This is a genomic window from Flavobacterium fructosi (assembly GCF_042787335.1).
Taxonomy (GTDB): domain Bacteria; phylum Bacteroidota; class Bacteroidia; order Flavobacteriales; family Flavobacteriaceae; genus Flavobacterium; species Flavobacterium fructosi.
This window is the reverse complement of the sequence record NZ_JBHZQA010000001.1, coordinates 275,708-300,800: the sequence shown is the minus strand read 5'-3', so window position 1 is coordinate 300,800 and position 25,093 is coordinate 275,708. Positions and strand designations below refer to the sequence as shown.

The 25,093-nt window shown below is 31.3% G+C and carries 22 protein-coding genes; 8 read left to right on the top strand and 14 right to left on the bottom strand.

The window, feature by feature from the left end; translation table 11 throughout:
* Positions 1-3 precede the first annotated feature (3 nt).
* Genes ACFX5D_RS01300 through mraZ form a run of 5 tightly spaced genes read right to left on the bottom strand, consistent with a single transcriptional unit; the run spans position 4 to position 5,177 of the window.
* Positions 4-1,467 (bottom strand): UDP-N-acetylmuramoyl-L-alanyl-D-glutamate--2,6-diaminopimelate ligase, encoded by a 1,464-nt coding sequence (locus ACFX5D_RS01300; protein ID WP_379856468.1) that lies wholly within the window; start codon positions 1,465-1,467, stop codon positions 4-6.
* Positions 1,464-3,467: a penicillin-binding protein gene (locus ACFX5D_RS01295; RefSeq protein WP_379856467.1), complete on the bottom strand. Its 2,004-nt coding sequence runs from the start codon at positions 3,465-3,467 to the stop codon at positions 1,464-1,466. Before ACFX5D_RS01295 ends, ACFX5D_RS01300 begins: the two co-directional genes overlap by 4 nt.
* Positions 3,458-3,805, bottom strand: coding sequence for an FtsL-like putative cell division protein (locus ACFX5D_RS01290; protein WP_379856466.1), 348 nt, complete (start codon positions 3,803-3,805; stop codon positions 3,458-3,460). The genes ACFX5D_RS01295 and ACFX5D_RS01290 overlap by 10 nt, the downstream gene beginning before the upstream one ends.
* A 15-nt stretch (positions 3,806-3,820) precedes the next feature.
* On the bottom strand, positions 3,821-4,729 hold the full coding sequence (rsmH, locus tag ACFX5D_RS01285) for a 16S rRNA (cytosine(1402)-N(4))-methyltransferase RsmH (RefSeq protein ID WP_379856754.1): 909 nt from the start codon (positions 4,727-4,729) through the stop codon (positions 3,821-3,823).
* Positions 4,704-5,177 carry a division/cell wall cluster transcriptional repressor MraZ gene (gene mraZ / locus ACFX5D_RS01280; protein ID WP_379856465.1) on the bottom strand — a complete coding sequence of 158 codons (474 nt, stop codon included), beginning with the start codon at positions 5,175-5,177 and terminating at the stop codon, positions 4,704-4,706. The genes rsmH and mraZ overlap by 26 nt, the downstream gene beginning before the upstream one ends.
* 372 nt (positions 5,178-5,549) lie before the next feature.
* Here mraZ and ACFX5D_RS01275 point away from each other — a divergent pair, with 372 nt between their 5' ends.
* Together ACFX5D_RS01275 and yihA are read left to right on the top strand one after the other, a co-directional pair.
* The gene (locus ACFX5D_RS01275; protein WP_379856464.1) at positions 5,550-6,326 is read left to right on the top strand and encodes an alpha/beta fold hydrolase; all 777 of its coding nucleotides are present in this window, start codon (positions 5,550-5,552) and stop codon (positions 6,324-6,326) included.
* A gap of 27 nt (positions 6,327-6,353) precedes the next feature.
* Positions 6,354-6,974: a ribosome biogenesis GTP-binding protein YihA/YsxC gene (gene yihA / locus ACFX5D_RS01270; RefSeq protein ID WP_379853568.1), complete on the top strand. Its 621-nt coding sequence runs from the start codon at positions 6,354-6,356 to the stop codon at positions 6,972-6,974.
* Positions 6,975-7,062: 88 nt separating this feature from the next.
* Here yihA and gldC read toward each other — a convergent pair whose 3' ends face one another.
* The gene (gene gldC / locus ACFX5D_RS01265) at positions 7,063-7,398 is read right to left on the bottom strand and encodes a gliding motility protein GldC (protein WP_379849518.1); all 336 of its coding nucleotides are present in this window, start codon (positions 7,396-7,398) and stop codon (positions 7,063-7,065) included.
* Positions 7,398-8,354: a gliding motility lipoprotein GldB gene (gldB, locus tag ACFX5D_RS01260; protein ID WP_379856463.1), complete on the bottom strand. Its 957-nt coding sequence runs from the start codon at positions 8,352-8,354 to the stop codon at positions 7,398-7,400. Before gldB ends, gldC begins: the two co-directional genes overlap by 1 nt.
* Positions 8,355-8,451: 97 nt before the next feature.
* On the opposite strand from gldB, the gene nadE reads away from it, so the two are divergent.
* Both nadE and ACFX5D_RS01250 read left to right on the top strand, forming a co-directional pair.
* Positions 8,452-9,243 carry an NAD(+) synthase gene (gene nadE, locus ACFX5D_RS01255; protein WP_379856462.1) on the top strand — a complete coding sequence of 264 codons (792 nt, stop codon included), beginning with the start codon at positions 8,452-8,454 and terminating at the stop codon, positions 9,241-9,243.
* A 102-nt stretch (positions 9,244-9,345) separates the two neighbouring features.
* Positions 9,346-9,975 (top strand): LuxR C-terminal-related transcriptional regulator, encoded by a 630-nt coding sequence (locus tag ACFX5D_RS01250; protein WP_379856461.1) that lies wholly within the window; start codon positions 9,346-9,348, stop codon positions 9,973-9,975.
* Position 9,976: 1 nt separating this feature from the next.
* Here ACFX5D_RS01250 and dnaG read toward each other — a convergent pair whose 3' ends face one another.
* Positions 9,977-11,953 carry a DNA primase gene (dnaG, locus tag ACFX5D_RS01245; RefSeq protein ID WP_379856460.1) on the bottom strand — a complete coding sequence of 659 codons (1,977 nt, stop codon included), beginning with the start codon at positions 11,951-11,953 and terminating at the stop codon, positions 9,977-9,979.
* Between the two features lie 1,576 nt (positions 11,954-13,529).
* Here dnaG and ACFX5D_RS01240 point away from each other — a divergent pair.
* Positions 13,530-17,066, top strand: a complete 3,537-nt coding sequence (locus ACFX5D_RS01240; protein ID WP_379856459.1) for a PAS domain-containing protein — start codon at positions 13,530-13,532, stop codon at positions 17,064-17,066.
* Positions 17,067-17,075: 9 nt separating this feature from the next.
* Complete coding sequence (locus ACFX5D_RS01235; protein WP_379856458.1) at positions 17,076-17,477, top strand: response regulator transcription factor; 402 nt, start codon at positions 17,076-17,078, stop codon at positions 17,475-17,477.
* A gap of 19 nt (positions 17,478-17,496) precedes the next feature.
* Here the strand turns inward: ACFX5D_RS01235 and ACFX5D_RS01230 are convergent, their stop codons facing one another.
* The 3 genes from ACFX5D_RS01230 to ACFX5D_RS01220 form a co-directional block, all read right to left on the bottom strand.
* Positions 17,497-17,979 (bottom strand): hypothetical protein, encoded by a 483-nt coding sequence (locus ACFX5D_RS01230; protein ID WP_379856457.1) that lies wholly within the window; start codon positions 17,977-17,979, stop codon positions 17,497-17,499.
* Positions 17,980-18,262: 283 nt separating this feature from the next.
* Positions 18,263-18,433 carry a hypothetical protein gene (locus ACFX5D_RS01225; RefSeq protein WP_379856456.1) on the bottom strand — a complete coding sequence of 57 codons (171 nt, stop codon included), beginning with the start codon at positions 18,431-18,433 and terminating at the stop codon, positions 18,263-18,265.
* Positions 18,434-18,610: 177 nt separating this feature from the next.
* Positions 18,611-19,390, bottom strand: coding sequence for a response regulator transcription factor (locus ACFX5D_RS01220; protein ID WP_379856455.1), 780 nt, complete (start codon positions 19,388-19,390; stop codon positions 18,611-18,613).
* Between the two features lie 147 nt (positions 19,391-19,537).
* Here ACFX5D_RS01220 and ACFX5D_RS01215 point away from each other — a divergent pair, with 147 nt between their 5' ends.
* Together ACFX5D_RS01215 and ACFX5D_RS01210 are read left to right on the top strand one after the other, a co-directional pair.
* Positions 19,538-21,535 carry a PAS domain-containing protein gene (locus ACFX5D_RS01215; RefSeq protein ID WP_379856454.1) on the top strand — a complete coding sequence of 666 codons (1,998 nt, stop codon included), beginning with the start codon at positions 19,538-19,540 and terminating at the stop codon, positions 21,533-21,535.
* Positions 21,522-22,613, top strand: a complete 1,092-nt coding sequence (locus ACFX5D_RS01210; protein ID WP_379856453.1) for an ATP-binding response regulator — start codon at positions 21,522-21,524, stop codon at positions 22,611-22,613. The genes ACFX5D_RS01215 and ACFX5D_RS01210 overlap by 14 nt, the downstream gene beginning before the upstream one ends.
* Positions 22,614-22,681: 68 nt before the next feature.
* Here the strand turns inward: ACFX5D_RS01210 and ACFX5D_RS01205 are convergent, their stop codons facing one another.
* The 3 genes from ACFX5D_RS01205 to ACFX5D_RS01195 are packed head-to-tail and all read right to left on the bottom strand — an operon-like array spanning position 22,682 to position 24,979.
* Positions 22,682-23,722 (bottom strand): TolC family protein, encoded by a 1,041-nt coding sequence (locus ACFX5D_RS01205; protein ID WP_379856452.1) that lies wholly within the window; start codon positions 23,720-23,722, stop codon positions 22,682-22,684.
* Positions 23,723-23,754: 32 nt separating this feature from the next.
* Positions 23,755-24,432, bottom strand: a complete 678-nt coding sequence (locus tag ACFX5D_RS01200; protein WP_379856451.1) for a hypothetical protein — start codon at positions 24,430-24,432, stop codon at positions 23,755-23,757.
* Positions 24,419-24,979 carry an RNA polymerase sigma factor gene (locus tag ACFX5D_RS01195; RefSeq protein WP_379856450.1) on the bottom strand — a complete coding sequence of 187 codons (561 nt, stop codon included), beginning with the start codon at positions 24,977-24,979 and terminating at the stop codon, positions 24,419-24,421. Before ACFX5D_RS01195 ends, ACFX5D_RS01200 begins: the two co-directional genes overlap by 14 nt.
* Between the last annotated feature and the right edge of the window lie 114 nt (positions 24,980-25,093).

Genomic DNA, 25,093 nt, shown 5'->3' with positions numbered 1-25,093 from the left:
TGTCTATTTATTAAGTTGTTCTAATAATTCTTTAACTATTTTCATGTCGTCAAAATCATGACGAACGCCATTTATTTCCTGATACGTCTCATGCCCTTTTCCAGCAATTAAAATAATATCATTTGGTTGAGCTAATTGACAAGCCGTTTTTATAGCCTGCTTTCTATCATTTATAGTCAATGTTTTTTTATAATTTTGAGGCGCAACACCTTGTTCCATTTCAGTAATAATAACTTCCGGGTCTTCATTCCTTGGATTATCCGAAGTGAAAATTGCTTTGTCACTCAAATCAGATGCAATTCCAGCCATAATTGGGCGTTTGGTTTTATCTCTATTCCCACCACAACCTACAACTGTTATCAACTGTTCGTTTTTTGTGCGAATGTCATTGATTGTTTTTAGCACATTTTCTAATGCATCCGGTGTATGCGCATAATCCACAATTGCCGTAATATTAGAAGCCGAAACAATAAATTGAAAACGTCCCGAAACACTTTCTAGGTCAGATAACAATCGAAGCACTTCCAAACTTTCCATTCCTAATTCAACTGCAGTACCATGAATAGCCAATAAATTATACGCATTAAATGTTCCTATAAGTTTTACCCAAACTTCATTTCCATTTATTTTCAAGAGTAAACCTGACAATTGATTTTCCAGAATTTGCGCTTTATAATCCGCATAGGTTTTTAAAGCATAAGTCAGTTTTTTTGCTGCAGTATTCTGCAACATCACTTGTCCATTTTTATCATCAATATTGGACAATACAAATGCCGTTTTAGGCAAATTATCGAAAAATGATTTTTTCACATCTCTATATTCTGCAAATGTTGGATGGTAATCCAAATGATCGTGAGACAAATTGGTAAAAATACCACCTACGAAATGCAATGCTTCTGTTCTTTTTTGATGAATTCCATGCGAACTTACTTCCATAAAACAATATTCAACACCGTTCTTCACCATTTCTTTTAGATAGTGGTTTATTGTAATTGAATCTGGAGTGGTGTGAGTCGCTTTATATTCAACATCGTCAACACAAATTTTTACTGTAGAAAGCAATCCAACTTTAAAACCTGCTTTTTTAAATAATTGGTATAATAAAGAAGCAATCGTTGTTTTACCGTTTGTTCCGGTAATTCCAACTAACTTCAAGTTTTGCGAAGGATCTCCAAAATAATTTGCAGCCATAAATGCTACCGCTGAATTAGTGTCTTTTACCTGAACATAGGTAATTCCTTTTGTAATAATCTTCGGAAAAGTATCACATACAATTGCAACAGCTCCCTGTTGAATTGCCTTTTCTATAAAATCATGACCGTCAGAAATAGAACCACGAATAGCTATAAAAACATCATTTTTTTCGATTTTTCTTGAGTCGAAGTCCATTTTGTCTATAGTAATATCCGTCGAACCTTTTACGGCTTCGATTGCTACTTTGTATAATATGTCTTTTAATACACTCATGATAATTCCAATAGTATAGTTGTGTTTTTCACAATGTTTTGACCCGCTTGAAGCGATTGTTTTTTTACCTTTCCTATTCCGGTAACTTTCACTTTTAAACCTAAATTTTCTAATAAAGCCAATGCATCCATCCCTGACATTCCTTTTACATTAGGAATTGATGGCGACTTTACTTGTGATTTCACAAAATAAGAATCATAATTATTTTCTTGTTTTGGAATCTTTCTGTTTAAATTTTTAATTTTATTAGTAGAAGGCGCATCTGTAAAAATCTTTTGAGCAATACGTTTGAAAACGGGACCTGCCACATCCGCACCATAGTAATTATTATTTACCGTACTCGGCTTATGAACGACAACTATACAAGAATATTTTGGGTGATCTGCTGGAAAATAACCCACAAATGACGAAGCATAATATTTTCCTGATCCGCCATCTTTTGCATAATTTACCGCAGCCGTTCCCGTTTTCCCCGCCATCGAGAAATCTTTAGAATACAATTTTGATGCTGTACCTTTTTTAACAACATTCAGCAAAACTGCTTTTAGTTTCAAAATAGTTGCTTGCGAACACACTTTTGGATTTAAAACTACTTTATCAATCTTTTTAATTGTTTTATTCCATTCTTTTATTTCCGAAACGAATTGTGGTTTTACCATTTCTCCATTGTTAGCAACCGCATTGTAAAACGTAAGTGTTTGCATAGGCGTTACTGAAACTCCGTAACCAAAAGCCATCCAAGGAAGCGAAATATTAGACCAGTTTTTATCCTTTGGCTGAGGAATAACCGGCATTCCTTCTCCTTTTAAATCCAATCCTAATTTTCTATTCAAACCATATGAATCTACATGATTCACAAATCTTGAAGGATTGTTTTTGTAATTATTATAGACGGCTTGCACCATAACTGTATTCGAAGAAACTTCAAATCCACGCGCTAATGATATTTTTCCATAACCACCTTTATGAGAATCTCGCACCGCTTTTCCTGAATATCTGATTTCACCGCCATTACTATCAAAAACAGTACTAGTATCGGCCACCTTATCTTCAAGAATGGCCATCAAATCAACTAATTTAAATGTAGAACCTGGTTCATGCGACTCAGCAACAGCATAATTGGTAGTTTCATAATAGGTTCCATCTTTGCCTCTTCCTAAGTTCGAAATTGCCTTAACTTGTCCTGTACTAGTTTCCATAACCACCACACAACCGTGATCGGCCTGATAATCTTCTAATTGCTTCAATAAAGCATGGTGCGCAATATCCTGAATAAAAACATCAATTGTAGAAATCACGTCGTAACCATCTTGCGGGTCTACTTCATTGATGTCACGCAACGGTTTCCATTGTCCTTTTGCAATTTTTTGCTTTAAAATATTGCCGTCTTTACCATTAAGATAATTTCGATAAGCCCATTCAATACCTTTACCGTCTGAAGTTCCGTTTGAATTTCTTCTTTCGTAACCTATGGTCCGCTCTGCAATTTTTCCTATTGGGTGTTTCCTAACCGTTTCTTGTTCAATAATAATTCCTCCTTTATTACTTCCTAAATTAAACAATGGAAACCCTTTAATTTTAAAATATTCCGTGTAACTTAAATTTCGAGCAATCAAATAATATCTGTTTTTGTTTGCTCTTGCTTTTCTTAATTCATTCTGAAAATAGCTTGACGGTTTTCCTAAAACTGAAGCTAATGAATCAGATAATGCCTTAACATTTTTTTCGAATGATTCTGCTTTTGGGGTAACCGCATCAAAGCGTATTTCATAGTTTGGAATAGAGGTTGCCAAAAGGCTTCCGTCCGCAGAATATACATTCCCTTTATTGGCTGGAATCACAAAATTTCTAACCGTTCTTTCTTTGGCTAATTTTCTATAATAGTCCCCTTCGACCCATTGAATATTTGTCAACTTTACAGCAATCGCAATTGCCATCAAAAAGATAGCGAATGCAACCAGATAAATTCTGTACGATATGTGTTTATCTTCTACTGCCATATTTTTTTGAAGAAACTTTTTTCTTCCTCTTTTTTAACTTCAATTTTAACCGGAGGAACTGTTGATGGAAAAATATTTTTTTCAATCATTTTTTCAGAAACTGTTGATTCCATTTTCAATTTCATCAGCTCCGAACGTCTGTCTACAAATTCCGAACGCAATTCTTTTACTTTATTTGTCAGCTCAGTAATCTTAAAAACTTTTTGTTCAAATCGCTGCGTATTAGCAATCATAATAATAGCTAAAACAATTACAAAAACAATGAAACGCCAGTTTTTAACTGCATCATCATCGATCAGAAACCTTGCTTTTAAAAGATTATAAACTCCGTTTTTCATTTTTTATACAACTAATTATATCTTTTCCGCTATTCGTAATTTAGCACTTCTCGCTCTGTTATTTTCTTTTATTTCAGCAGCATCCGGCACAACTAATTTACCAACAGTTTTAAATGGAACCGAAAAATTACCAAAAAAGTCACGCTCAGGTTCTCCTTCAAACATGCCATTTTTCATAAATCGTTTTACCAATCTATCTTCTAAAGAATGATACGAAATCACGCTTAATCTACCGCTTGGATTTAATATTTCTAAGGATTGTTCCAAAAACTCTTTCAAAACATCCATCTCTTGATTTACTTCAATACGAATCGCTTGATAGATTTGAGCCAATATTTTATTTCTAACTCTTTCCGGTAAATATTTCGCCAATACCTCTTTCAATTTATCTGTGGTTTTGATTGATTGCTCCTCTCTTGCTTCTACAATCGTTCTTGCTAAAACAGGTGCATTTTTCAATTCTCCATAATCCAAGAATACTCTTTTCAGGTTCGCCTCATCATATTCATTAACCACACGATAGGCATTCAAATCATTTTTTTGACTCATTCTCATATCCAACTCTGCATTAAATCGGGTCGAAAAACCTCTTTCTGCAACATCAAACTGATGCGATGAAACACCTAAATCAGCTAAAATCCCATCAACACTTTTCACTCCGTAAAAACGAAGGAAACGCTTTATAAACCTAAAATTTTCGTTAATAAGCGTAAACCTTTCATCGTCCAAAGCATTTGCTAACGCATCCTCATCTTGGTCAAAAGCAAATAACTTTCCGTTTGGGCCAAGCCTTTTTAAAATCTCTCTTGAATGACCACCGCCACCAAAAGTCACATCAACATAAATACCGTCAGGTTTAATATTTAAACCATCTACTGAGGCGTGAAGCAAAACCGGATTATGATATTCCATCGTCGTTGTTATTTATATTTCCCATTACTTCTTCTGCTAAATCAGCAAAATCTATTTCTTCATCACTTATAGATTTCTCATACAAGTCTTTATCCCAAATTTCCACAATATTGATTGCTGACGAAAACACTACCTCTTTACTAATACCAGCAAAAAGCACTAAATCCTTTGGCACTAATAATCGCCCCAAAGCATCTATCTCAACTACCTTCACTCCAGCGGTAAATTTGCGAATAAAGTCATTGTTTTTCTTAACAAATCGGTTGAGTTTACTAATTTTTTCCGTCATCAACAGCCATTCCTGCATAGGGTACAGTTCCAGACATTGCTGGAAAACGGAACGCTTCAAAACGAATCCGTTTTGAAGAGAAGAGGCCAACTGCTTTTTCAAAGGAGCCGGCAATAGCAACCTTCCTTTAGCATCAACTTTACATTCATATGTTCCTACAATTGTATCCAAACAAAATATATTAAATGGTGTAGAGCAAAAATATAAAAAATATTACCACATTTTACCACTATATACCACTTTGTTAATAAGTTTAACCACTTTAGAATAAAAACCCTTAATTTTTGGACAATCAGAGTGTTATGTCAATTTTATTTTATTTGTAAGAAAGATAACATCATTAAAAAACAAGATTAAAAGACACCTTACAATTTCAATTTTACTTTTGTGAAAAAAGAGCAAATAATTAACATTTTAGATCCTAAACCAGTAAAATTTATCATAATTGGCCAATAGAATTAACTAATTAAAATTGTCGTAAAAATTTATTTTTATTTTTTAAATCCTATATTTGTCAAAATTGATAATCCGGATTCTAAAAACATGGAAAAATACTATAAAAAAGAAGGTAGATACAGCTATTATGAAGCGGGAGAAGGAATCCCTATTGTCATCCTTCACGGCTTGATGGGCGGATTAAGTAATTTTGATGCTGTTGCCAGTTATTTTTCTAACAAAGGATACAAAATAATAATCCCTGATCTACCAATTTACACTCAAAGCATTCTAAAAACCAATGTTAAGAGTTTTGCAAAATACGTCAAAGATTTTATTACGTTTAAAGGCTTAGAACGAGTAATTCTCTTAGGAAATTCGCTAGGAGGACATATTGCTCTATATCACACGAAAATGTATCCTGAAAAAGTAGCAGGTCTCGTAATAACTGGTAGCTCTGGGCTTTACGAAAGTGCTATGGGAGACAGTTATCCAAAAAGAGGTGACTACGAATACATTAAGAAAAAAGCAGAAGATGTATTTTATGATCCAAAAGTAGCAACTAAAGAACTTATTGATGAAGTGTATGCCTCCGTAAATGACAGAATAAAATTAATCAAAACATTGACGATTGCCAAAAGTGCCATTCGTCATAATATGGGTAAAGATTTACCAAAAATGCATGTACAAACTTGTATTATTTGGGGTAAAAACGATAAGGTAACTCCTCCTGATGTTGCGGTAGAGTTTAATAAATTATTACCAAATTCTACTTTATATTGGATTGACCACTGTGGCCATGCTGCCATGATGGAACAGCCTGAAGAATTTAATCGTTTGCTGGAAGAGTGGTTATCAGTAACCCATTTGCAAGTACACGCTTAAAAAAAAGAATAATTAGATACGCAAATCATGAAAATTAATACTGCCGAATTTATTATTAGCAACTCTGATGTGGCCAAATGTCCCAAAGACTTTATGCCAGAATATGCTTTTATAGGCCGATCAAATGTAGGTAAATCCTCATTGATCAATATGCTGACTAATCAAAAGAAATTAGCTAAAACGTCTGGAAGACCTGGAAAAACACAATTAATCAATCATTTTTTAATTAATAACAATTGGTTTCTTGTCGATTTACCGGGTTATGGCTACGCTAAAGTTTCTAAAAAGACAAAATCTATTTTTCAGGAATTCATTACTGATTATTTTGAAACAAGAGAGCAATTAGTTTGTGCTTTTGTTTTAATTGATATTCGTCATGAAGCCCAGACCATTGATATTGAATTCATGTCCTATATGGGAGAAAGTGAAATTCCTTTTTGTATTGTTTTTACCAAAGCAGATAAAATCAGCAAAGTAAAAATTGACTCCCACGTTGCAGCTTACAAAAAGAAAATGTTTGCTAATAACTGGGCCGAAATGCCTCATTATTTTGTTACTTCAGCAACTGAATCTACAGGTAAAGAAGAATTATTAAGTTATATTGACGAAGTAAATCAAGAAGTTTTCAAAAACAACAATCAGTTTTAGAAATTTGATTCTCTTATTTAAAAACAAATAAAATCCCAAAACTTAAATAACAGTTTTGGGATTTCGTTTTTAAGATATTGAATCTAATTTATTTCGTCAGCTCCAATTTTTCTGCGAAATAATCGCAAAAATCTTTCATAGTATCCGCCATTTTTTCATCATCAGTAGCGCGTTTAAATGTTTCAGACATAGCCACTAAACTTTGATGAAAGAAAATTTTCATTTCATCTACAGGCATATCTTTAGTCCATAAATCGATACGCATACTCTCTTTGGCCTTACTGTCCCAAATAGACAACATAATAGCTTTAGCCTCCTGCGCCTCAACTCCACCGTCGTTAGCAGACCACATTAATTTTTCGGGAACACGATTATCGTCTAATTCGATTAGAAATTTAATTTCTGATGTATTTTTATCTGACATTATTTTTTAGGTTTGTATTTTGATTTTCCGAATATTTCTTTTGCATCTGTTTTGAATAAATCTGTGATAGTCACATCATTATTTTTCATGTAAGAACGTACAATTTGCCAGCCAATCCACGTGCCAACACGTCCTGGTGATTCATTATCAATTTCTAAATAAAACTTAGAAAATGGAGCCGCATTGATAAAACGAGGCAGTAGTTTTTGCTCATCACTGTAGAGTATTTCTTTTTCTATAAAATAACGCCACATATAACTTTCGTTTTCCTGGCACCATTTAATTTGTTCCGCCGTATAGCCCATTTTATCCGCATCACTATAATCCGGCAAAAGTAAGTCTTTTAAATATAATTGTTTTCCAAAATACACCATTTGATTCAGGAAATTTTTATCTGAAACGGGCGCAATTTTTCCAATAGAAAAGCTAGAAACTATATCTGGCAATATTTGTCCTTGCTCCAGGTTTTGCTTTATATAATTTGGAAACTGATAAAATTTATGGTTTTTTCCTAAATACAATTCAAGAGGAATAATAACTAAACTATCCGCATAAATGGCTTTAGTATTATAATCCATTTCCGAGATTATTGTAATAACTTTTGGCGTTTTGGTCTTAGGGAAATAATATTTTATATGTTTAAAAAGTAAATTCAGATCCTCCTTTTCAGGTTTAAAATCACCATACTTTTTTTGCACTTCTCCATATAATTCTCTCCATAATGGATTTTGCATTTTATTAATCCATATACGATCGTCATTTCCACCGGGAAAGAAATACGGAAACTTTTTTTTTATTTTTCCTAAATCCTGGGGCGCAGTTTCAAAAAATATTTTGTCAAAACGCACTACTTCAACTTCTACAGGAATTTTATCAACTGCGTTTTCTATAGTATGTTTTTTATCACAAGATAAAAAAAAGAGACAAAAGACTATCAAAAACAAGTGTGTTTTCATATTTATTAATTAAGTTTGTAGCCAAAGTAATAGGGAAACGAATAAATTACGAATGATATTGCAAATATACATTCTCCTTTTTAATACCTAAACTATTATGATTAAAAATACCACCATGCAAGTTGAAAAAACAAATACACATATTGTAGATTGGCTAAAGACCTATGCAGAAAACGCAAAAGTTAATGGGTTTGTCATTGGAATTTCTGGTGGAGTTGATTCTGCTGTAACCTCGACCCTTTGCGCACAAACCGGATTACAAGTTTTATGTATTGAAATGCCTATACACCAAGCCCAAAGTCACGTATCGCGCGGACGGGAGCACATCCAACAATTAAAAGACAGATTCCCCAATGTTAACAGCATTGAAGCTGATTTAACCTCCGTTTTTGAATCTTTCAAGAAAATTGTCCCAGAAAATGTAGACACAAATAAACTTCATTTATCCCTAGCAAATAGCCGTGCCCGTTTACGAATGACCACTTTATATTATTTTGCTGGTATTTACGGATTATTGGTTGCAGGAACTGGAAATAAAGTAGAAGATTTTGGCGTTGGATTTTTTACCAAATATGGCGATGGCGGCGTCGATTTAAGTCCAATTGCTGATTTGATAAAATCAGAAGTATATCTTTTAGGCAGCTATTTAAAAATACCGGATTCAATTTTAAAAGCTTCCCCTTCTGATGGCTTATTTGGAGACGAAAGAACCGACGAAGACCAATTAGGAGCTAGTTACGATGAATTAGAATGGGCAATGATTCAAGCTGAAACAGGAAAATCAACCGACGATTTTTCAGCAAGAGAAAAAACGGTTTTCGAAATTTACAAGCGATTAAATAAGATAAATCAACATAAAATGAAACCCATACCGGTCTGCTTAATTTAAATAAACTAAATTATTTACATTTTATACTGATTTTCAGTTATTTACAGAATTTATTTATTAAATTTACTATCCAAAATATAAACAACACTAAAAATTAAAACTATGATTAAAGTATGCTTAGCAGACAATTATCCCGTAGTGCATTTTGGAGTAAAATCTTACTTTAAGGATCACGCAGAAATATCAATCGTTGCCAATGTTGGGAATTTTTTGATGGTTCGGGATATACTACTTACCAAAGAAATTGATGTATTAATATTAGACCTGGAATTAGAAGGTCTTTCGAGCATTTTCGAAGTGAAAAATGTATTGAAAAACTTCCCAAAAACTAAAATTATTATTTTCAGTGGTCTTTCAGAACAAATTTATGCACCTAATGCAATAAAAGCTGGTGTTTCTGGGTTTATTCACAAAAAAGAGAAACTAGAAACCTTAGGCATTTCGATTATCAAAGTCCATCAAGGAAAAATAATCATGAATGAAACCGTCAAGAAAAATCTTGCATTAATTGCAAAACAAAGCAAGAGCGAACGATTATATCGAAAGCTATCTAATCGTGAAGTAGAAGTTTTACGCTATTTAAGTGATGGAAAAAAGAATCATGAAATCGCTGAAATTCTAACTCTTAACGAAAAAACAATTAGTACGTATAAATTACGTCTGTTGACAAAATTAAATGTCACTAATTTAGTCGATTTAGTAAACAAAGCAAAAACATTAGAAATAGTTTAATCTAGTAATATCTAGACATTACTCTTCCTAGTTTTTTTGAAAACGAATGAATTAATGTGTTGTAATCCATCGTCAACGATAAAGGCTCTGTATTATCTGAATTCGGTTCAGATGATAGAGAGCTTTTTAATTCTTCAATTATTTTCCCCACTAAATACCAACGCATAGTTAGTATTGTTTCGGAAACATTTTGACTTATAGTCTCATTTTTAGACTTTGGAAAAATATTTTGTCCTTCCCAGTTGTGCAATACGACTCTTTCATCTTCCATCAAAATATCCGTAACTTCCTGTGCAAAATCAGGCTGCAAATGCATTAAATATATTTCTAAACTGAAGTTTTCATTCTGATGGTAATAATTTATCAGATCATTAAAAATAGCTCTAAACAAAGGATTAGCAAGCTCTACCTCATCTTCTTGCAAGCTCAAATAGATTCTCTGATATACTTTATACTCCTTTTTTTCTATAACATTTTCGATATCCCCTTCCTCGTTTGTTCTCAAAAAAGTATCTTCAAACTCTTCTGTTTTATTTCCATATAACAACAGAATTTCAATAATTTTACGTTCCAATCGATATAAAACATCTACTTTTTCTGCATCTATTGGATTTTCATTTTTAACAACTTCAAAAGCTTGTTGTTCCTGTTTTTGTTTTTTTCCAATTTCAGAAACATCTTTTTGAACTAATTGCGCCAAGGTACTTTGCAAAACCTGCTCAGAAATATCCATAATTCGAGAACATTCTTGAATGTAAATCTCTCTCTGAATTCTATCCGGAATCTTGGAAATACTCACTACCATATCCCTGATTAAATCGGCTTTTTTGATGGGATCATTCTTGGCTTCATTCATCAAAAGTGATGCTTTGAACTGAATAAAATCCTTAGCATTATTTTCTAGATATAAAACTAAATCGTCATAGGAAGTTTTTTTAGCAAAACTGTCCGGGTCTTCACCATCAGGAAAAGTACACACTTTTACATTCATTCCTTCTTCCAGAATCAAATCGATTCCACGGATCGAAGCGCGTAAACCTGCCGCATCACCATCAAAAAGAACCGTAATATTCTTTGTTAACCTATTTATCAATCTAATTTGGTCTGGCGTCAATGCAGTTCCGGAAGAAGAAACAACGTTTTCAATGCCGGATTGATTAAACTGAATTACATCTGTATATCCTTCAACCAAATAGCAATTATTCAGTTTGGCGATGGACTGCTTAGCCTGAAAAATCCCATATAGGACTTTACTTTTATGGTAAATCTCACTTTCTGGAGAATTAAGGTATTTGGCTGCTTTTTTATCATTGGTAAGAATCCGACCTCCAAAACCTAGCACTCTTCCTGACATACTTTCTATAGGAAACATAACACGCCCTTTGAACCTGTCGAACGGCCTGTCATCTCTCGGAATCGTCAGACCTGTACTCTCCAGAAATTCTAATTTATAGCCTTTGCCTAATGCTTCTTTGGTAAATGCATCCCAAGATTCCGGTGAATATCCTAAACTAAATTTATTAATAGTCTCATTAGTAAATCCTCTTTCTTTAAAATAGGAATACCCAATTGCTTTACCTTCTTCAGAATTAAAAAGGGTATCATGAAAATAGGTTTTTGCAAACTCCGAAACCAAATACATACTTTCCCGAACATCAGTAATGGCTTTTTCTTCATCGCTTTGTTCCGTTTCTTCGATTTCAATGTTGTATTTTTTCGCTAAATATCGAATAGCTTCCGGATATGTAAAATGGGAGTGTTCCATTAGGAAAGCTACAGAGTTACCTCCTTTTCCAGAACTAAAATCTTTCCAAATCCCTTTGGCAGGAGAAACCATGAACGATGGAGAACGCTCTTCAGAAAAAGGGCTTAATCCCTTAAAGTTACTTCCCGCACGTTTTAGCTGTACGAAATCACCTATAACCTCCTCTACACGAGCAGTTTCGAAAACAGTATCTATAGTAGCTTTTGAAATCAAGTTGTTGTTTTTTTGAAGTTCAAAGTTACAACGTTTAACCTGACGAATTATCGGAAGTATAAATAAATTATACTTAATTAAAATAAATAAAAGTATTTATTTACCAATTTTACTTTTCATCGACCTAGCAAAAAAAAAGGCATCATTCATCTCGTTCCTATAAATTTTGTATTTGAAATATTTGGAATTTATATCCATAATTAGTATTTGATATTTAATAACTCTAATAAAAAAAGAAGACAGTAACAAAAATACAAGAAAAAATAAGAGTTCAAAATTAGAAGGGATATTCGTGCAATTATTCTTAATGTACAAAAAATATACTAAGAATAAAATACTATTAAAAATTATCAATTTAAAAGAAAAAACTTGAACTTTTTCAATTTTAATCTGTTTAATTTCTCTAAAATTAAAGATTGTTTCTTTATTATTTATTTTTAAAACCACATTTGATTCCACGATAGAAATACTTCTATCGCCATCAAATTCTTTTTTAAAATTTTTCATTTTAGATTAAATTTTTTTTTTACAATTACTGTAATTCAAAATTCACCTTTTGCATACAAAAACATCCCGTTTTTATTGACTGCTCTAAAAATTGTACTAAAGATTTAAAATATCGTTAAAAACGTTTTTTAATTCTATAGTAACTCTGAAAATTATTTTTTTTTAGATTTTTTTACTTGTAGGTTAATCTTTTGTACAAAAAATATTATTTCTATAAAAAATTGAATTCAAGCTAATCAATCTAAAAAAAACATTTAGACTTTTTTTAATAGTTATCATTAAAAAACAAGTTTCAATTCATTTTTTTTCGTTTTACCATACCATCAAGACATTAAAAAGTGGATTAGACAAATTTCTGACACTTCCAAAGATGATAATGTTATTGCCGTAACTACATAATGAGAAAAAGAAATATAAAACAGTCTTATGATTAATGAAAATTTCAGAAACTAGATTTAATAATAGGTAAAATCACAAAGGAGCTATTGTCACTGCAGAACTGGAAGCCCTATTTGTTTACGATAACATCCGATAATGCCAAAAAATTGCAATACATCAAGATATAGAAACAGCACTAGAAATTGATTTTTATTTTGCGAATCCATACAGTCCATGGGAATGAGGAGCTAACAAAAATCTAAATGGACTTATCAGACAGTATATTCCTAAATCGACATCCTATGAAGCGATATCCAATGAAAGAATTATAGAAATTCAAGAGAAAATAAATAACCGCCCAAGAAAAAGATTTAATTTTGAAACACCAAATTATATGTTAATCAAAAAGTTGCATTTGTAACTTTAATCTAGCTTACAATAATGAAAGTATAAAATAAAATTTAAAAAGAATCAGACCGATACTATATCAAGTTCAATATTATCAAAAATTAATTATAAATTTACGAAAATTTTCTGGGTTCAGCTTACTATAAAATTGCTCTAAACGGATTTGAATTACAGCATACATTAACCTGGATTTTTTCTTTATTTCTTGTAAAACATTTCTGATTTCATAAATGAAAGCATTAATCAGTCTAATAATTTGTTGGTATAAAATAAATTTAAAAAAATGCATTTATTAAAAAAAATAAAATTTTCAAAAACCGTAGATTTTCAAAAAGAATTCAATAGCATTCTATTATTCACATCAGAAATATGCGAAGTCCCTTGTGTCTTTATATCATTAAATTATTTAACTGACCTAACTGTAAAAGCAAAAATAGGCTTAGATCTTATACCTCTATCACCTAATATATTAGCGTTTAATGAGAATATTATTCAGCAGAATAAAATTAAAATTATTTCAGATATTAAGAATGACGTTTCTAATCAATCCGAAAACTTAGTAGATTTTTTCGCTGGGCTTCCAATATGTCTTAATGAGAATTTAGTTATAGGAACTTTTTGCATAATGGATTCGAAACCTAAAAAACTCTCTCCAATACAATTAAAGGCACTAGACCACGCTGTGTTACAAATTCAGTCTTTATTGAAATTGCATATTCAAAAAGAAGATTTACACCATAAAATTAAAGAAAAAGAAACTCAATTTCAATCTTTTATTGATAATTCAAAAGAAATATTATATGAACTTAACCTTGACGGAATATTCACTTTTGCATCTAAAAACTTAATTAGTTTTCTTGGTCATAAAACTGATGAAATTATTGGGAAAAATATTTCTTCATTTATACATCCTGAAGATATGGAAATGTGCATTAATCATTTGAATAATGTATTAGAAAACGGGAAAAGTGATAACGAAATGACTTACAGAATTTCACATAAAAAAGGGCATTATCTATGGCATTCTACCAATTTGAAATTATTGATAAAAGAGGGCAAAAAAATTTATGTGGGCAATTGTAGAGACATTACCGAGTATATTGAGGTTCAACAGAAGCTATTACAACAAAAAGAATTTTACGAAAAAATATTAGACAGACTTCCCACTGATGTAGCCGTTTTTGACAGCAACCACAAATACATTTATTTAAATCCAGCTGCGATAAAAAGTGATGAACTACGCAAATTCATCATAGGAAAAAACGATTTTGAATATGCGAAACATACCAATAGAGATGATACATTTGCGAAAAGCAGACACACCAAGTTTTTACAAGCCTTAGAATCGAAAAGCATGATTGAATGGGAGGATACAATTAATGGTATGGATGGCAAAAAAACCTTATACACCCGAAAACTCACTCCTGTTTTTCGGGACGACGGATCCCTTGAAATGATGGTAGGCTTTGGTATTGACATCACTGAAAGTAAGGCGTTTCAAGAAGAAATTCTTAAAAGCCGACAACTTACAACAAGTATTCTCCAGAATGTAGCTGTTGGGATTTTAGTTCAAGGACCGCAATCAGAAATATTAGAAAATAATATAGCAGCCTGCGAAATGCTTGGCCTTACGCCAGATCAACTGCTAGGCAAGACCTCTTTTGATGCTTCGTGGAAAGTGATTCATCTTGATGGGTCGCCTTTCCTTCCCGATGAACATCCTGTACCGCGGGCGCTCCAAAAGTTGAAGCCAATAAACAACATTGTCATGGGCGTTCATCGTCCAATGTATAACGATTTAGTTTGGTTATTGGTTGATGCGATACCTGTGTTTGGACATCTTAAGGAGTTACTCTATATAATATGCTCTTTTAATGATATTACAGCACAAAAAAATGCGGAAGATGCCTTAAAAATTAGCAATGAACGTTTTTCTTATTCTAGTAAAGCTACTTCAGATGCGCTTTGGGATTGGAACATAATTACTGATGAAATATTTCTTGGGGAGAGTTATAGCATTCTTTTTGGACATAAATTTGAGAATAACATTGTGAGAGGACAAGATTGCATGAAATTTATTCATCGAGAGGACAAAGAAACCTACCTCGAAAGCACTGATAAGATACTAAATGGGTCTTTTCTCAAATGGTCACTAGAATACCGTTATTTAAAATCCGATGGCACCTATGCTTACGTAAAAGACAAGGCTGTTATTATACGAAATAATGAAGGCAAGGCAATCCGAATGATAGGCGCTATGCACGACATCACAAAAGAAAAAAAGCTACAAGATGAACTACAGCAAAGTGAAGAACAATTTAAAGGAGCGTTTGAACATTCAGCCGTAGGAATGGCGATTATAAATTTACAAGGTTACTGGATAGAAGTCAATAATACATTATGCGAAATATTAGGCTATTCTAAAGAAGAATTTAAAGCATTGACATTTGATAAAATTACACATTCCGAGGATTTACAAGAGTGTTTAGCAAATAAAAAGAAATTAGATTCCGGAGAGGTACCAAATTTTTATATGAAAAAGAGATACATCCATAAAAAGAAATCTTTAGTGTGGGTGAATTTATCTGTTTCTGTCGTGCGAAATAACATTGGTGAAATTCAACATTATATTCAGCAAATAATTGATATCACGGAAAGAAAAAAGATCGAAGAGGAAAATAAATTACTAATTGAGGAGAATAATCGCAACAAAACCATTCAGCTTAACGAAGCCCAAAACTTGTATCGCCTTCTTGCAGACAATACGGTCGACTTGGTTTGTTTGCATAATTTAGACACTTCTTTCCAATATGTTTCACCCTCAATACAAAAGCTCTTAGATTACACTCCTGAAGAATTGTTAGAAAAATCACCCCTCGATTTAGCCCATCCAGAAGACTTAAAATACCTTCAGGTGAGTTTTAATGATTTTATTTCTAAAAAAGTAGATGATACTACAATTGCTAGGTTTAAAGCAAGAAACGGAAATTATATTTGGCTTGAAACAAAAGCAACTTTGACTGAAAAAGAGGGAGAAATAACTGGTTTTCAATCAAGTTCTCGAGATATAACAATACGAAAAAAAGAAGAAGAAGCAATTGACAAAGCACTTGCAAAAGAAAGGGAATTAAATGAATTACGCACCAATTTAGTCTCCACAATTTCTCATGAATTCAGGACGCCTATGACCACAATTAGAGCTAGCGCTGAATTAATCTCTATGTATTTAGAAAATCAAAATTTAGAAAATGGAAATCGCTTACTAAAACGAGTAATGATTATTACGGAGGAAATCGATCGAATAGTTGAACTAATGAATGCGGTACTGACCATTTCTAAAGAAGATTCCGGAAAGACTAATTTCAACCCTACCGTATTTGATTTGAAAGAGTTTTGTCTTGAAATGATTGACAATAGCTTTTTAAATAATAGGAATCTTCCAATGGTAACTACAAATTTTAATGGCTTAACTTTCACCGTTAAAGCTGATAAAAAGCTTATGGAATATGCTCTTTTTAATATTTTAAATAATGCCTTTAAATACTCTCAAGAATTTGAAGAAGTCGTTCTATGTCTTTCATCAACTGGAGATACAATTATCATTGAAATCATCGATTTTGGTATAGGTATCCCAAAGCAAGACCAACTTAAATTATTCAATACATTTTTCAGAGCAAGCAATACCGATGGTTATCAAGGAACCGGTTTAGGATTATATATTGCTAAAACATTCACTGAAAAAAATTCAGGAACAATTGCATTAGAAAGCGAATTAGGCAAAGGCACAAAAGTAACCATGAAATTTCCTTTAATAAAATAATTAAAAACGATGGCTAAAATATTAATTATTGACGACGAAGTAAGACTGAGAGAAACTATTTGTGAATTACTGTCATATGCGGGTTATGATGTCCTTGATGCTCAAGACGGAATGGACGGATTACAAAAAGTAGAGAGATTTATACCTGATGTTATCCTCTGTGACATTATGATGCCTATTCTTGACGGATATGGTTTTATGGAAAAGCACAAAATTTCTGACTACTCTAATATCCCTGTAATCTTTCTTACTGCCAGAATAGAACTTAAAGATCAAGAAAAAGGTAACAATTTAGGAATTAAAGGATACTTAAAAAAGCCATTTATTTTTAAAGAATTAAAAAATATCATTGAATTACAATTAACATTAGCCAACACCACTAAATCAGTAATTAATAAATTTTTTATTTAACATAATTTTTTATTTATTATTATGCTACCTCGTTTTTTAAGTCCTGGTAATCAAATTCACATTCCTGTTTCACTCCGGTTTTTAATAGTGATAGTGTAGAAGCTGGAAATTTAGAAAGAAATATTTTGGCAAAGTTGAGATTTTTTTTACTGACGATTATTTCGTTAAAATCATAATCCGTTTTATTTATCAGTAATTTATAAGAATAATTTTCTATGCAACTCCCTACAGAAATTAGAATTAATGCCAAAATTAAAGATTCGACTATAGTACTTAAATATAAAGGTTGTAAAACCATTACATAAAATAAAACTGAAAATACTAGTACTATAATATTGGCTGTAAAATCTCTTTTTTTTATTAATCTAGTATTTGAAATTTGATTTAAGATAATTACAGCATGATAATTTTTAAAAGTTACTTTCGATTCTGAAATTATAAAAAATGAATTCTCCTCTAAAACTTTTTCGCTTTTTGTTGTATTTGTGCAATTTGCAGTCATATGTCTTAAATTAAATTTAAAGAATCTTACCAAAACAGCTTACCTCTATCAAATTTCAGTTTATTGCCCCCAATAACCAATTAAGCAAGCTGCCTGATAAGGATAATCCAAAACCTATTGTAAAATTATATTGTCAATTTGTGATAAAGTCCTTTTTTAGTTATAGCTTAAAAATAAATACTAATAATTTAATCCTAAAAGAAATTTAATTAGTTCATCATAATTCATAAAAAGCAAACCTTTACTTTTTAATAGTATTTAAGTAAATAGTCTATAATCTTAGCTAAAGAGAAATTCCCACAATAAAGACAACAACTACAATTAATCCAATTCCAATAACAAAGAGACTAAACATAACTACTATGTTATTTTCTGTTACTGTTTCCTTATTCTCAGGAAACAATCCGTTTAAATCATCCCAATCGGATTGAGACGGTCTTATTTTAAGTTTCATTTAAAATTCCAAACATTACATTTTTTTTTAAAAATAAGCTATTTGTTTAGAATTTATTTATTTAGTACTTCTGATTGAAAGAAAAAAGTCAATAATTTAAAATCATAAAAAAAACACTATAGGAAAGTGTTTTTTTTATGATTTTAAATTATTTAATCCGATTATCTTTATAAAATTTTAAAGCAACGATTGTTTTTCATTTTGGATTGATTTTATATAATCACGAGGAGTTACTTTAAGATATGATTTAAAGCTGGTAGAAAAATAAGAGAACGAGTTAAATCCCGTTTCATCAACTAAATATTGTACATTTCTTTCTCCTAAATCAATGAGTTTAATAGCATATTCTAATTTAAACTCTCTTATGTACTGACTGGCATTTTTATTAGTGAGTTTCCTCATTCTTTTATCTAATGTTGATTTACTTATAAAAAGCTTACTTGACAATTCATTCATATCAATTTTTGATTTTAAATGTTTAACAAGAACTTCATTTAACGAGCTTAAAAAATCTTTTTCAGATAATTTAATAGTAACTTTTGAAAACGGATCAGGAATATATTTCTTTTCTATATTTTTTTTAAGTTCAATCACATTTTTTATTTTGTAAATCAATTCCTTTACTTTAAAGGGTTTCATTATAAAATCATTTACTCCATTTTCTAACTGTCTTAATTTTATATCATCATCCATATTAGCCGTAATTATAATAAACGGAATGGTTTTAAATTTAGTACTGTTCTTGATTTTTAAAAACAGCTCTTCTCCCCCCATAATAGGCATCATTAAATCACTTATAATGACATCCGGAATGTTTTTTTGAAAATATAGTAAAGCTTCTCCTCCATCTTTTAGCCATTTTACTTCAAAATCACTCACAATCAATAATTCTAAAATTGAGCTTCCTAAAGCTAAATCATCTTCGATTAAAACTATTTTTAATTTGTGTTTTCCCATTGTACTAAACTAACAATTTCTATTTTAATAAAACCTTATTTTATTTTAAACTATCAGTAATTAAATCCATTAAAAAATTTAATTAAAATACTTTTAACAAGAAATAAATAAACAAACAACTTTTTCACAACGCCTACGATCACAACAATGAAAAATCATTTATTGGGAATTTCTATTGCTAATCATGTTCTTTTAAAAGGACCTTCAGTTGAAGTTTCCCTAAATACTTGCATTGAAGTGTTAGGTGAAAGTCATGAAGTTGACAGATGTTATATCCTAAAAATAGAAAAAGATTCTATCAATTATTGTTACGAATGGTGTAATATTGGCATAAGCCCTTTCCTGAACAATTCAAACCTAAAAAGAGAAATTTGCAATGAATTTTCTGAAATCCTCGCTAAATTATCCAATGATGAACCCATATACGGTTGCGTAAAAGATTGTAATAACGCGTCTTTTTCCAGAATTATGAAGGACCGCAATGTTCAATCCTATTTATTCACCCCTATTTTAGAGAACTCGGAACTCTGTGGTTGGATAGGTTACGAAAGTTGTAACGATGAAAAAAAATGGGATAACAATCAAATAGTTTCGCTTCATTTATTAGCTAAAAATATCGGAATCAGAATAAAGCACGATAAGATATTTGCCAACCTAGGTGATGATCTGGAATGTTTTAATTTTTATATTCAAGGGTCTCAATATTTTATTTGGGAATTAGATTTAAAAACAGCTACTACTACAATTTCTCATAAGTGGGCTGAAATGATTGGCTACAATACTACTGGAATAGTTAATACCCATGATTTCTGGAAAAAAAACATCCATTTGGATGATATTGACCGATTAGAAAAAGAGCTAGAAGATTACATCTTAAACAAAGCGGCCTACTATGAAGGTATCTTTAGAATAAAGCATAAAAACGGACAGTTCATCTGGATAAAATATAATGGATTAATAAAAAAAGACAATAGTGGAAAACCCATTAAAATCATAGGAACCCATATAAATGTTAATGAAATTAAAGAAAAAGAAATACAATTACAGATATCAGAAGAAAAATTTAAATTTATTGCTGATCATACTTCTGATGTAATTTGCCAACATAATATTGATGGAAGTTATCGCTATGTTTCAAATTCTATAAAGGAAATATGCGGATATGAACCTGACGAAATGCTCGATAAAATAGCTTTTTCTTTTATACATCCAGACGATTTTAAGCGTATCCTTGATGCGTATAAAAAATGGATTCAGTATTCTAAACATAAAATATTAACCTATAGATTCAGAAAGAAAGACAACACATATATCTGGTTAGAAACCGCATCAAAAAATATTTTAAATGAGGAAAATGTTGTTGTAGGAGTTCAAACTTCTAGCAGAGATGTTAGTGAACGAATTAAAGCCGAAGAAAAAATAAAAACTGCGCTCAAAAAAGAGAGAGAGTTAAGTGAAATGAAATCACGATTTGTCGCAATGGCGTCCCATCAATTCAGGACCCCACTGACTGTTATCTATTCCAACGCGGAACTTATTGATCTTAAAACAAATCATCTTAATAAAGAAACAGTTAGTTCTATTGAAAACATTACTTCAAGAATAAAAAAAGAAGTAGACCGAATGACTGAATTAATGAATAATATTTTAATTTTTGGGAAGTATGAATCTAAAAAAATTAAAAAAGAAATTAAAAAAATTAATCTCAATATATATATTAAAACATTAATCAATACTTATTTTAACAAAGCACTGCAGGAAGAAAAAATTGAAATAATAATAAAGGGTAAAAAAAAAGTACTGCATACTGATGAAACTTTATTGACTCATATTTTAACAAACTTAATCAGCAATGCATTTAAATACTCTGCCGGTAAATCTAATCCACTTATAATCATATCCTATTTAGAAAAAGAAATTGAAATAGAAGTAATTGATTATGGAATTGGAATTCCTGAGAATGAAACTCAATATCTCTTTACCTCTTTTTTTAGAGCTTCAAATACAAATACCATAATTGGTTCTGGCCTGGGTCTAGCAATTGTAAAACAATTTACAGATTTTTTAAAAGGACGAATCGAATTAAAAACTAAAGAAAACTTTGGAACAACAATAAAATTAATTTTTCCTTATGAACAAAAATAAAATTCTCTTAGTTGATGACGAATTAAATTTAAGAGAAACTATTAGCGAGCTACTTATCTATCAGAATTATACCGTCAAATCAGCATGCAATGGACAAGAAGCATTAGACTTATTAGAATATTGGACACCAGACTTAATTATATGCGATATAATGATGCCGGTTATGGATGGCTATACATTACATGGAATAATTAAAGATATCCATTCTTTAAACTCAATACCTTTTATTTTTTTGACTGCAAAAAAAGAGCACAACCTAATGAGAAAGTGTCTATTGGATGGCGTTGACGATTTCATATCTAAACCATTCAAAATAAAAGAATTAACATCCATTATAGAATCAAAGATAGAACGATTTTCAAAAATAAAGAATACTTACAATAATTTGTATCCAGGTAGAAAAAAGATTTTTTTACATGAAATCAATACACCACTAAATGGAATTTTAGGACCGATTGAACTTCTAATAGAAAATCCAAAAGACCTTGACAAAAAAGAGATATCCGCATTTTATGAATCGATTAAAATATCCGGTGAGCGATTAAATAGAACCATGCAAAATATAATTCTTTATCAAAATCTAAAAAACAACTCCATCGAATTTAACCTTAATTCAAGTGCTGAAATATTAAATGAATTTTTAAAAACAAAAGAAAAAATTTTAAAAATTTATGAAGGTCAAGAAAAAAGAATCAGTTTTGAAATTGACAAAGCGACGATTAAAATCAATAGCGAGCATTTGCAATATATATTTTTTGAATTAATAGACAATGCCTTAAAATTCTCTTCAAATAACAAAGTAATTATTGTTTCTGGAGAACAGTTCAATAATGAATATTATGAATTAGTGATTCGGGATTTTGGGATCGGCTTCAGTGAACAGGAATTAAATAAAATAGGTGCTGCGCAACAATTTAATCGAGAAGAAAGAGAGCAGCAAGGACTAGGATTAGGGCTCTTTTTAAGTAAGATTATTATAAAAAAATCAAAAGGTATTTTCACTATTGTATCCAAAGAAAATGAAGGAACAAGTATTAAAATATTCCTGCCTTTATGCGACACCCCAATTCTTGACTAAATTGTCTCTAAAATAAAAAAAACGCTTATTTCAAAGCGCTTTCAAAGAATAAAACTAATTAACAAATTTTAATTTAAATCGAAACGCATTCCTAAGGAAACATTGTTTTGTTTCACTGCATTATCTTTAAACAAAGGATTTAAATCGTATTTCAGATACAAGCTTGTTTCTTTATAACCAATATAAGTGCTCAAACCATAAATAAAAGTAGTAGTATTGAAATCGCCTCTGACTTTTTCCGTAGCTTTTAGATCGGTATCATCGTACTTAGTGATTTGTTTTGATTTCAAATTGATTCCCGCATAACCCCCTATTCCCAAACGGAAACTACTATGCGTTCTAAAAAAAGGTTTTCCTACAGTATCTCTGTTACCTGAAAAATCAAATTCTAGGTGAACTGGCGCCACTAAATATACATTTCTAAAACGGGAGTCTTTCAAATCTATCACATTGACAATTAAATTAGTTTGATTGCCTTTTACTGCAAAACTACGATTTTCTGTAGGACGAAGATTATTATACATTAATGACAAGCCGTATTTAGCGTGCAAAAGGTTTTCATTCTTTAAAATTCTACTGTTATAGGTAACTCCCAATTCGTAGAAATGCGAACCTAGAAATCTATAATCCGAATCTTCTAACTTGCTGTCCGTAATTAAATTATTCACACCTGCTGCAAGTACAAATTGAGAAGTTGTTCTCTTTTCACTTTGAATACTATCCTTATCTTTGTCTCTATTTTTATTTTTACGGAAAGTAAAACTGTATCGTTTTGTAGAATCTTGCTCCTTAATTTTACCATCCACTTTCTCCTGCACTAAATTTTTCAGTTCTTCTTGAGCAATTGCAACTTTATTCTCTATTATTGTTGCCCTTGCCTGTGCCAACTGTTGTTTTTTAGAATCGGCTTGCTCCTTAGTTAGTGTTCCTTTTTCTAACTGAAGATTAACGACCTCAACTTCGATTTTCAGTGCCGCTTTTTCTTCTTTTGTAATAGCTTCAATTTTTGACGCAATAGTTTTCGCCCGTTTTTCAAATGTTTCCTGCCCAAGCATTTTACTGGCTAAAAGACATAATAGTAGTGCTAAGTAAATTGTGAAATTTCTCATAGTGTTTTGATTTTAAAGATGATTGATGATTTTTATTCTAAGTTGCGATTGGCCAAAGCTACTTTTACTGTTTGGTAATTCTTACTTACCTTATTGATTACTTTCTCTCGAAAGGAAAGCTCTAATTCTCCATCAACCTGCAGGAGTAAATAACTGGCATTTACATGTACAACTGGTTTTTGATTCAAATGATTTTCCTCTTTCGAAAGACTTTCAACAGCTGCCAGTAATTCGTCAACTGAAACAGTGTTCATTTGTTGTTTGATTGATTTTTGTACTGGTTTTTGATTATTGATTGAAACGTCTGATACTTGATTTTGATTCGAATAATTTTTACTGAGAATTGATGTTGGTTTTACTACTGCTTTTTTTTCAGCTTTAGCCAAATTATTTTGCCCAACTACATCTTCCGTATGCTCCATATGAGAATAAGGACTTAGCGGATTTAAGGTCGTCTTACTATTATTTTTCATCCCCGAATTCTGAATCACAACTTCATTGTTTTGTTTTTCATTTTGACTGAAATAAACGGTCCCAACCAATAAAAAACCTAAAATACTTGCTGCGATATACATCCAGTGAAACTTTACCTTTGGTTTTTCAGCAGCCGTAAGCATTGTATCGAGTCTGGCCCAAGCCATTTCTGATGGCATAATCTCCCGAGAATTCAATTGCTCTTTAATCTGAGTTTCTATTTTATTCCGTTCCATACTCGTAATTTTTAAGCTTGATAATCTGCCCTTGCAACATTTTTCTTGCGTGTGACAATTGCGATTTTGATGTTCCTTCATTAATACCCAACATACTGGCAATTTCGTGATGTTTGAAGCCTTCGATAACATATAAATTGAAAACCATTTTATAGCCATCCGGCAAACTGTCTATCAAAAATTGCATATCATCAATTGAAAATTGGCTTTCAATATTATTGAAGCTTTCTTCAAAATAATCTTCATCGTCAATGTACTTTATCTTTTTGTGAACCCTGATAAAAGAAATACATTCGTTTACCATGATTCTTCTAATCCAACCTTCAAAACTTCCTTTTTGTTGAAAATTTTTCAAACCAGTAAACACTTTCATAAAAGCAGTAATCATGATATCTTCTGCCTGATGAATATCTTTTACGTATTGGCGGCAGACACCTAACATTTTTGCAGAAAAGCGGGTATAAATCTTTTGTTGGGCCTGCCGATTACTTTCGACAGCTAACTGGATCAATTCATTTTCCTCCTGATGTAAGTTGATTACTTTCAAAATCTTTATAAAGTGTTTCTATTAACATAGACGATTAATAAGGCAAAAAGGTTGCACCGTAATTTTTAAAAAAAAAAAATTAGCGTTCGAAAACTATAAAAATCAAGAAAATCA

Excerpts from the sequence above, each read along its gene's own strand:
- ACFX5D_RS01275 (WP_379856464.1), top strand. The coding sequence starts at position 5,550 with ATGGAAAAATACTATAAAAAAGAAGGTAGATACAGCTATTATGAAGCG.
- ACFX5D_RS01225 (WP_379856456.1), bottom strand. The coding sequence starts at position 18,433 with ATGAAACTTAAAATAAGACCGTCTCAATCCGATTGGGATGATTTAAAC.
- yihA (WP_379853568.1), top strand. The coding sequence starts at position 6,354 with ATGAAAATTAATACTGCCGAATTTATTATTAGCAACTCTGATGTGGCC.
- gldB (WP_379856463.1), bottom strand. The coding sequence starts at position 8,354 with ATGAAAACACACTTGTTTTTGATAGTCTTTTGTCTCTTTTTTTTATCT.
- ACFX5D_RS01290 (WP_379856466.1), bottom strand. The coding sequence starts at position 3,805 with ATGAAAAACGGAGTTTATAATCTTTTAAAAGCAAGGTTTCTGATCGAT.
- ACFX5D_RS01215 (WP_379856454.1), top strand. The coding sequence starts at position 19,538 with ATGAAAAATCATTTATTGGGAATTTCTATTGCTAATCATGTTCTTTTA.
- ACFX5D_RS01200 (WP_379856451.1), bottom strand. The coding sequence starts at position 24,432 with ATGGAACGGAATAAAATAGAAACTCAGATTAAAGAGCAATTGAATTCT.
- ACFX5D_RS01300 (WP_379856468.1), bottom strand. The coding sequence starts at position 1,467 with ATGAGTGTATTAAAAGACATATTATACAAAGTAGCAATCGAAGCCGTA.
- ACFX5D_RS01240 (WP_379856459.1), top strand. The coding sequence starts at position 13,530 with ATGCATTTATTAAAAAAAATAAAATTTTCAAAAACCGTAGATTTTCAA.
- ACFX5D_RS01220 (WP_379856455.1), bottom strand. The coding sequence starts at position 19,390 with ATGGGAAAACACAAATTAAAAATAGTTTTAATCGAAGATGATTTAGCT.
- nadE (WP_379856462.1), top strand. The coding sequence starts at position 8,452 with ATGATTAAAAATACCACCATGCAAGTTGAAAAAACAAATACACATATT.
- ACFX5D_RS01210 (WP_379856453.1), top strand. The coding sequence starts at position 21,522 with ATGAACAAAAATAAAATTCTCTTAGTTGATGACGAATTAAATTTAAGA.
- ACFX5D_RS01250 (WP_379856461.1), top strand. The coding sequence starts at position 9,346 with ATGATTAAAGTATGCTTAGCAGACAATTATCCCGTAGTGCATTTTGGA.
- ACFX5D_RS01230 (WP_379856457.1), bottom strand. The coding sequence starts at position 17,979 with ATGACTGCAAATTGCACAAATACAACAAAAAGCGAAAAAGTTTTAGAG.
- ACFX5D_RS01295 (WP_379856467.1), bottom strand. The coding sequence starts at position 3,467 with ATGGCAGTAGAAGATAAACACATATCGTACAGAATTTATCTGGTTGCA.
- ACFX5D_RS01235 (WP_379856458.1), top strand. The coding sequence starts at position 17,076 with ATGGCTAAAATATTAATTATTGACGACGAAGTAAGACTGAGAGAAACT.
- gldC (WP_379849518.1), bottom strand. The coding sequence starts at position 7,398 with ATGTCAGATAAAAATACATCAGAAATTAAATTTCTAATCGAATTAGAC.
- ACFX5D_RS01205 (WP_379856452.1), bottom strand. The coding sequence starts at position 23,722 with ATGAGAAATTTCACAATTTACTTAGCACTACTATTATGTCTTTTAGCC.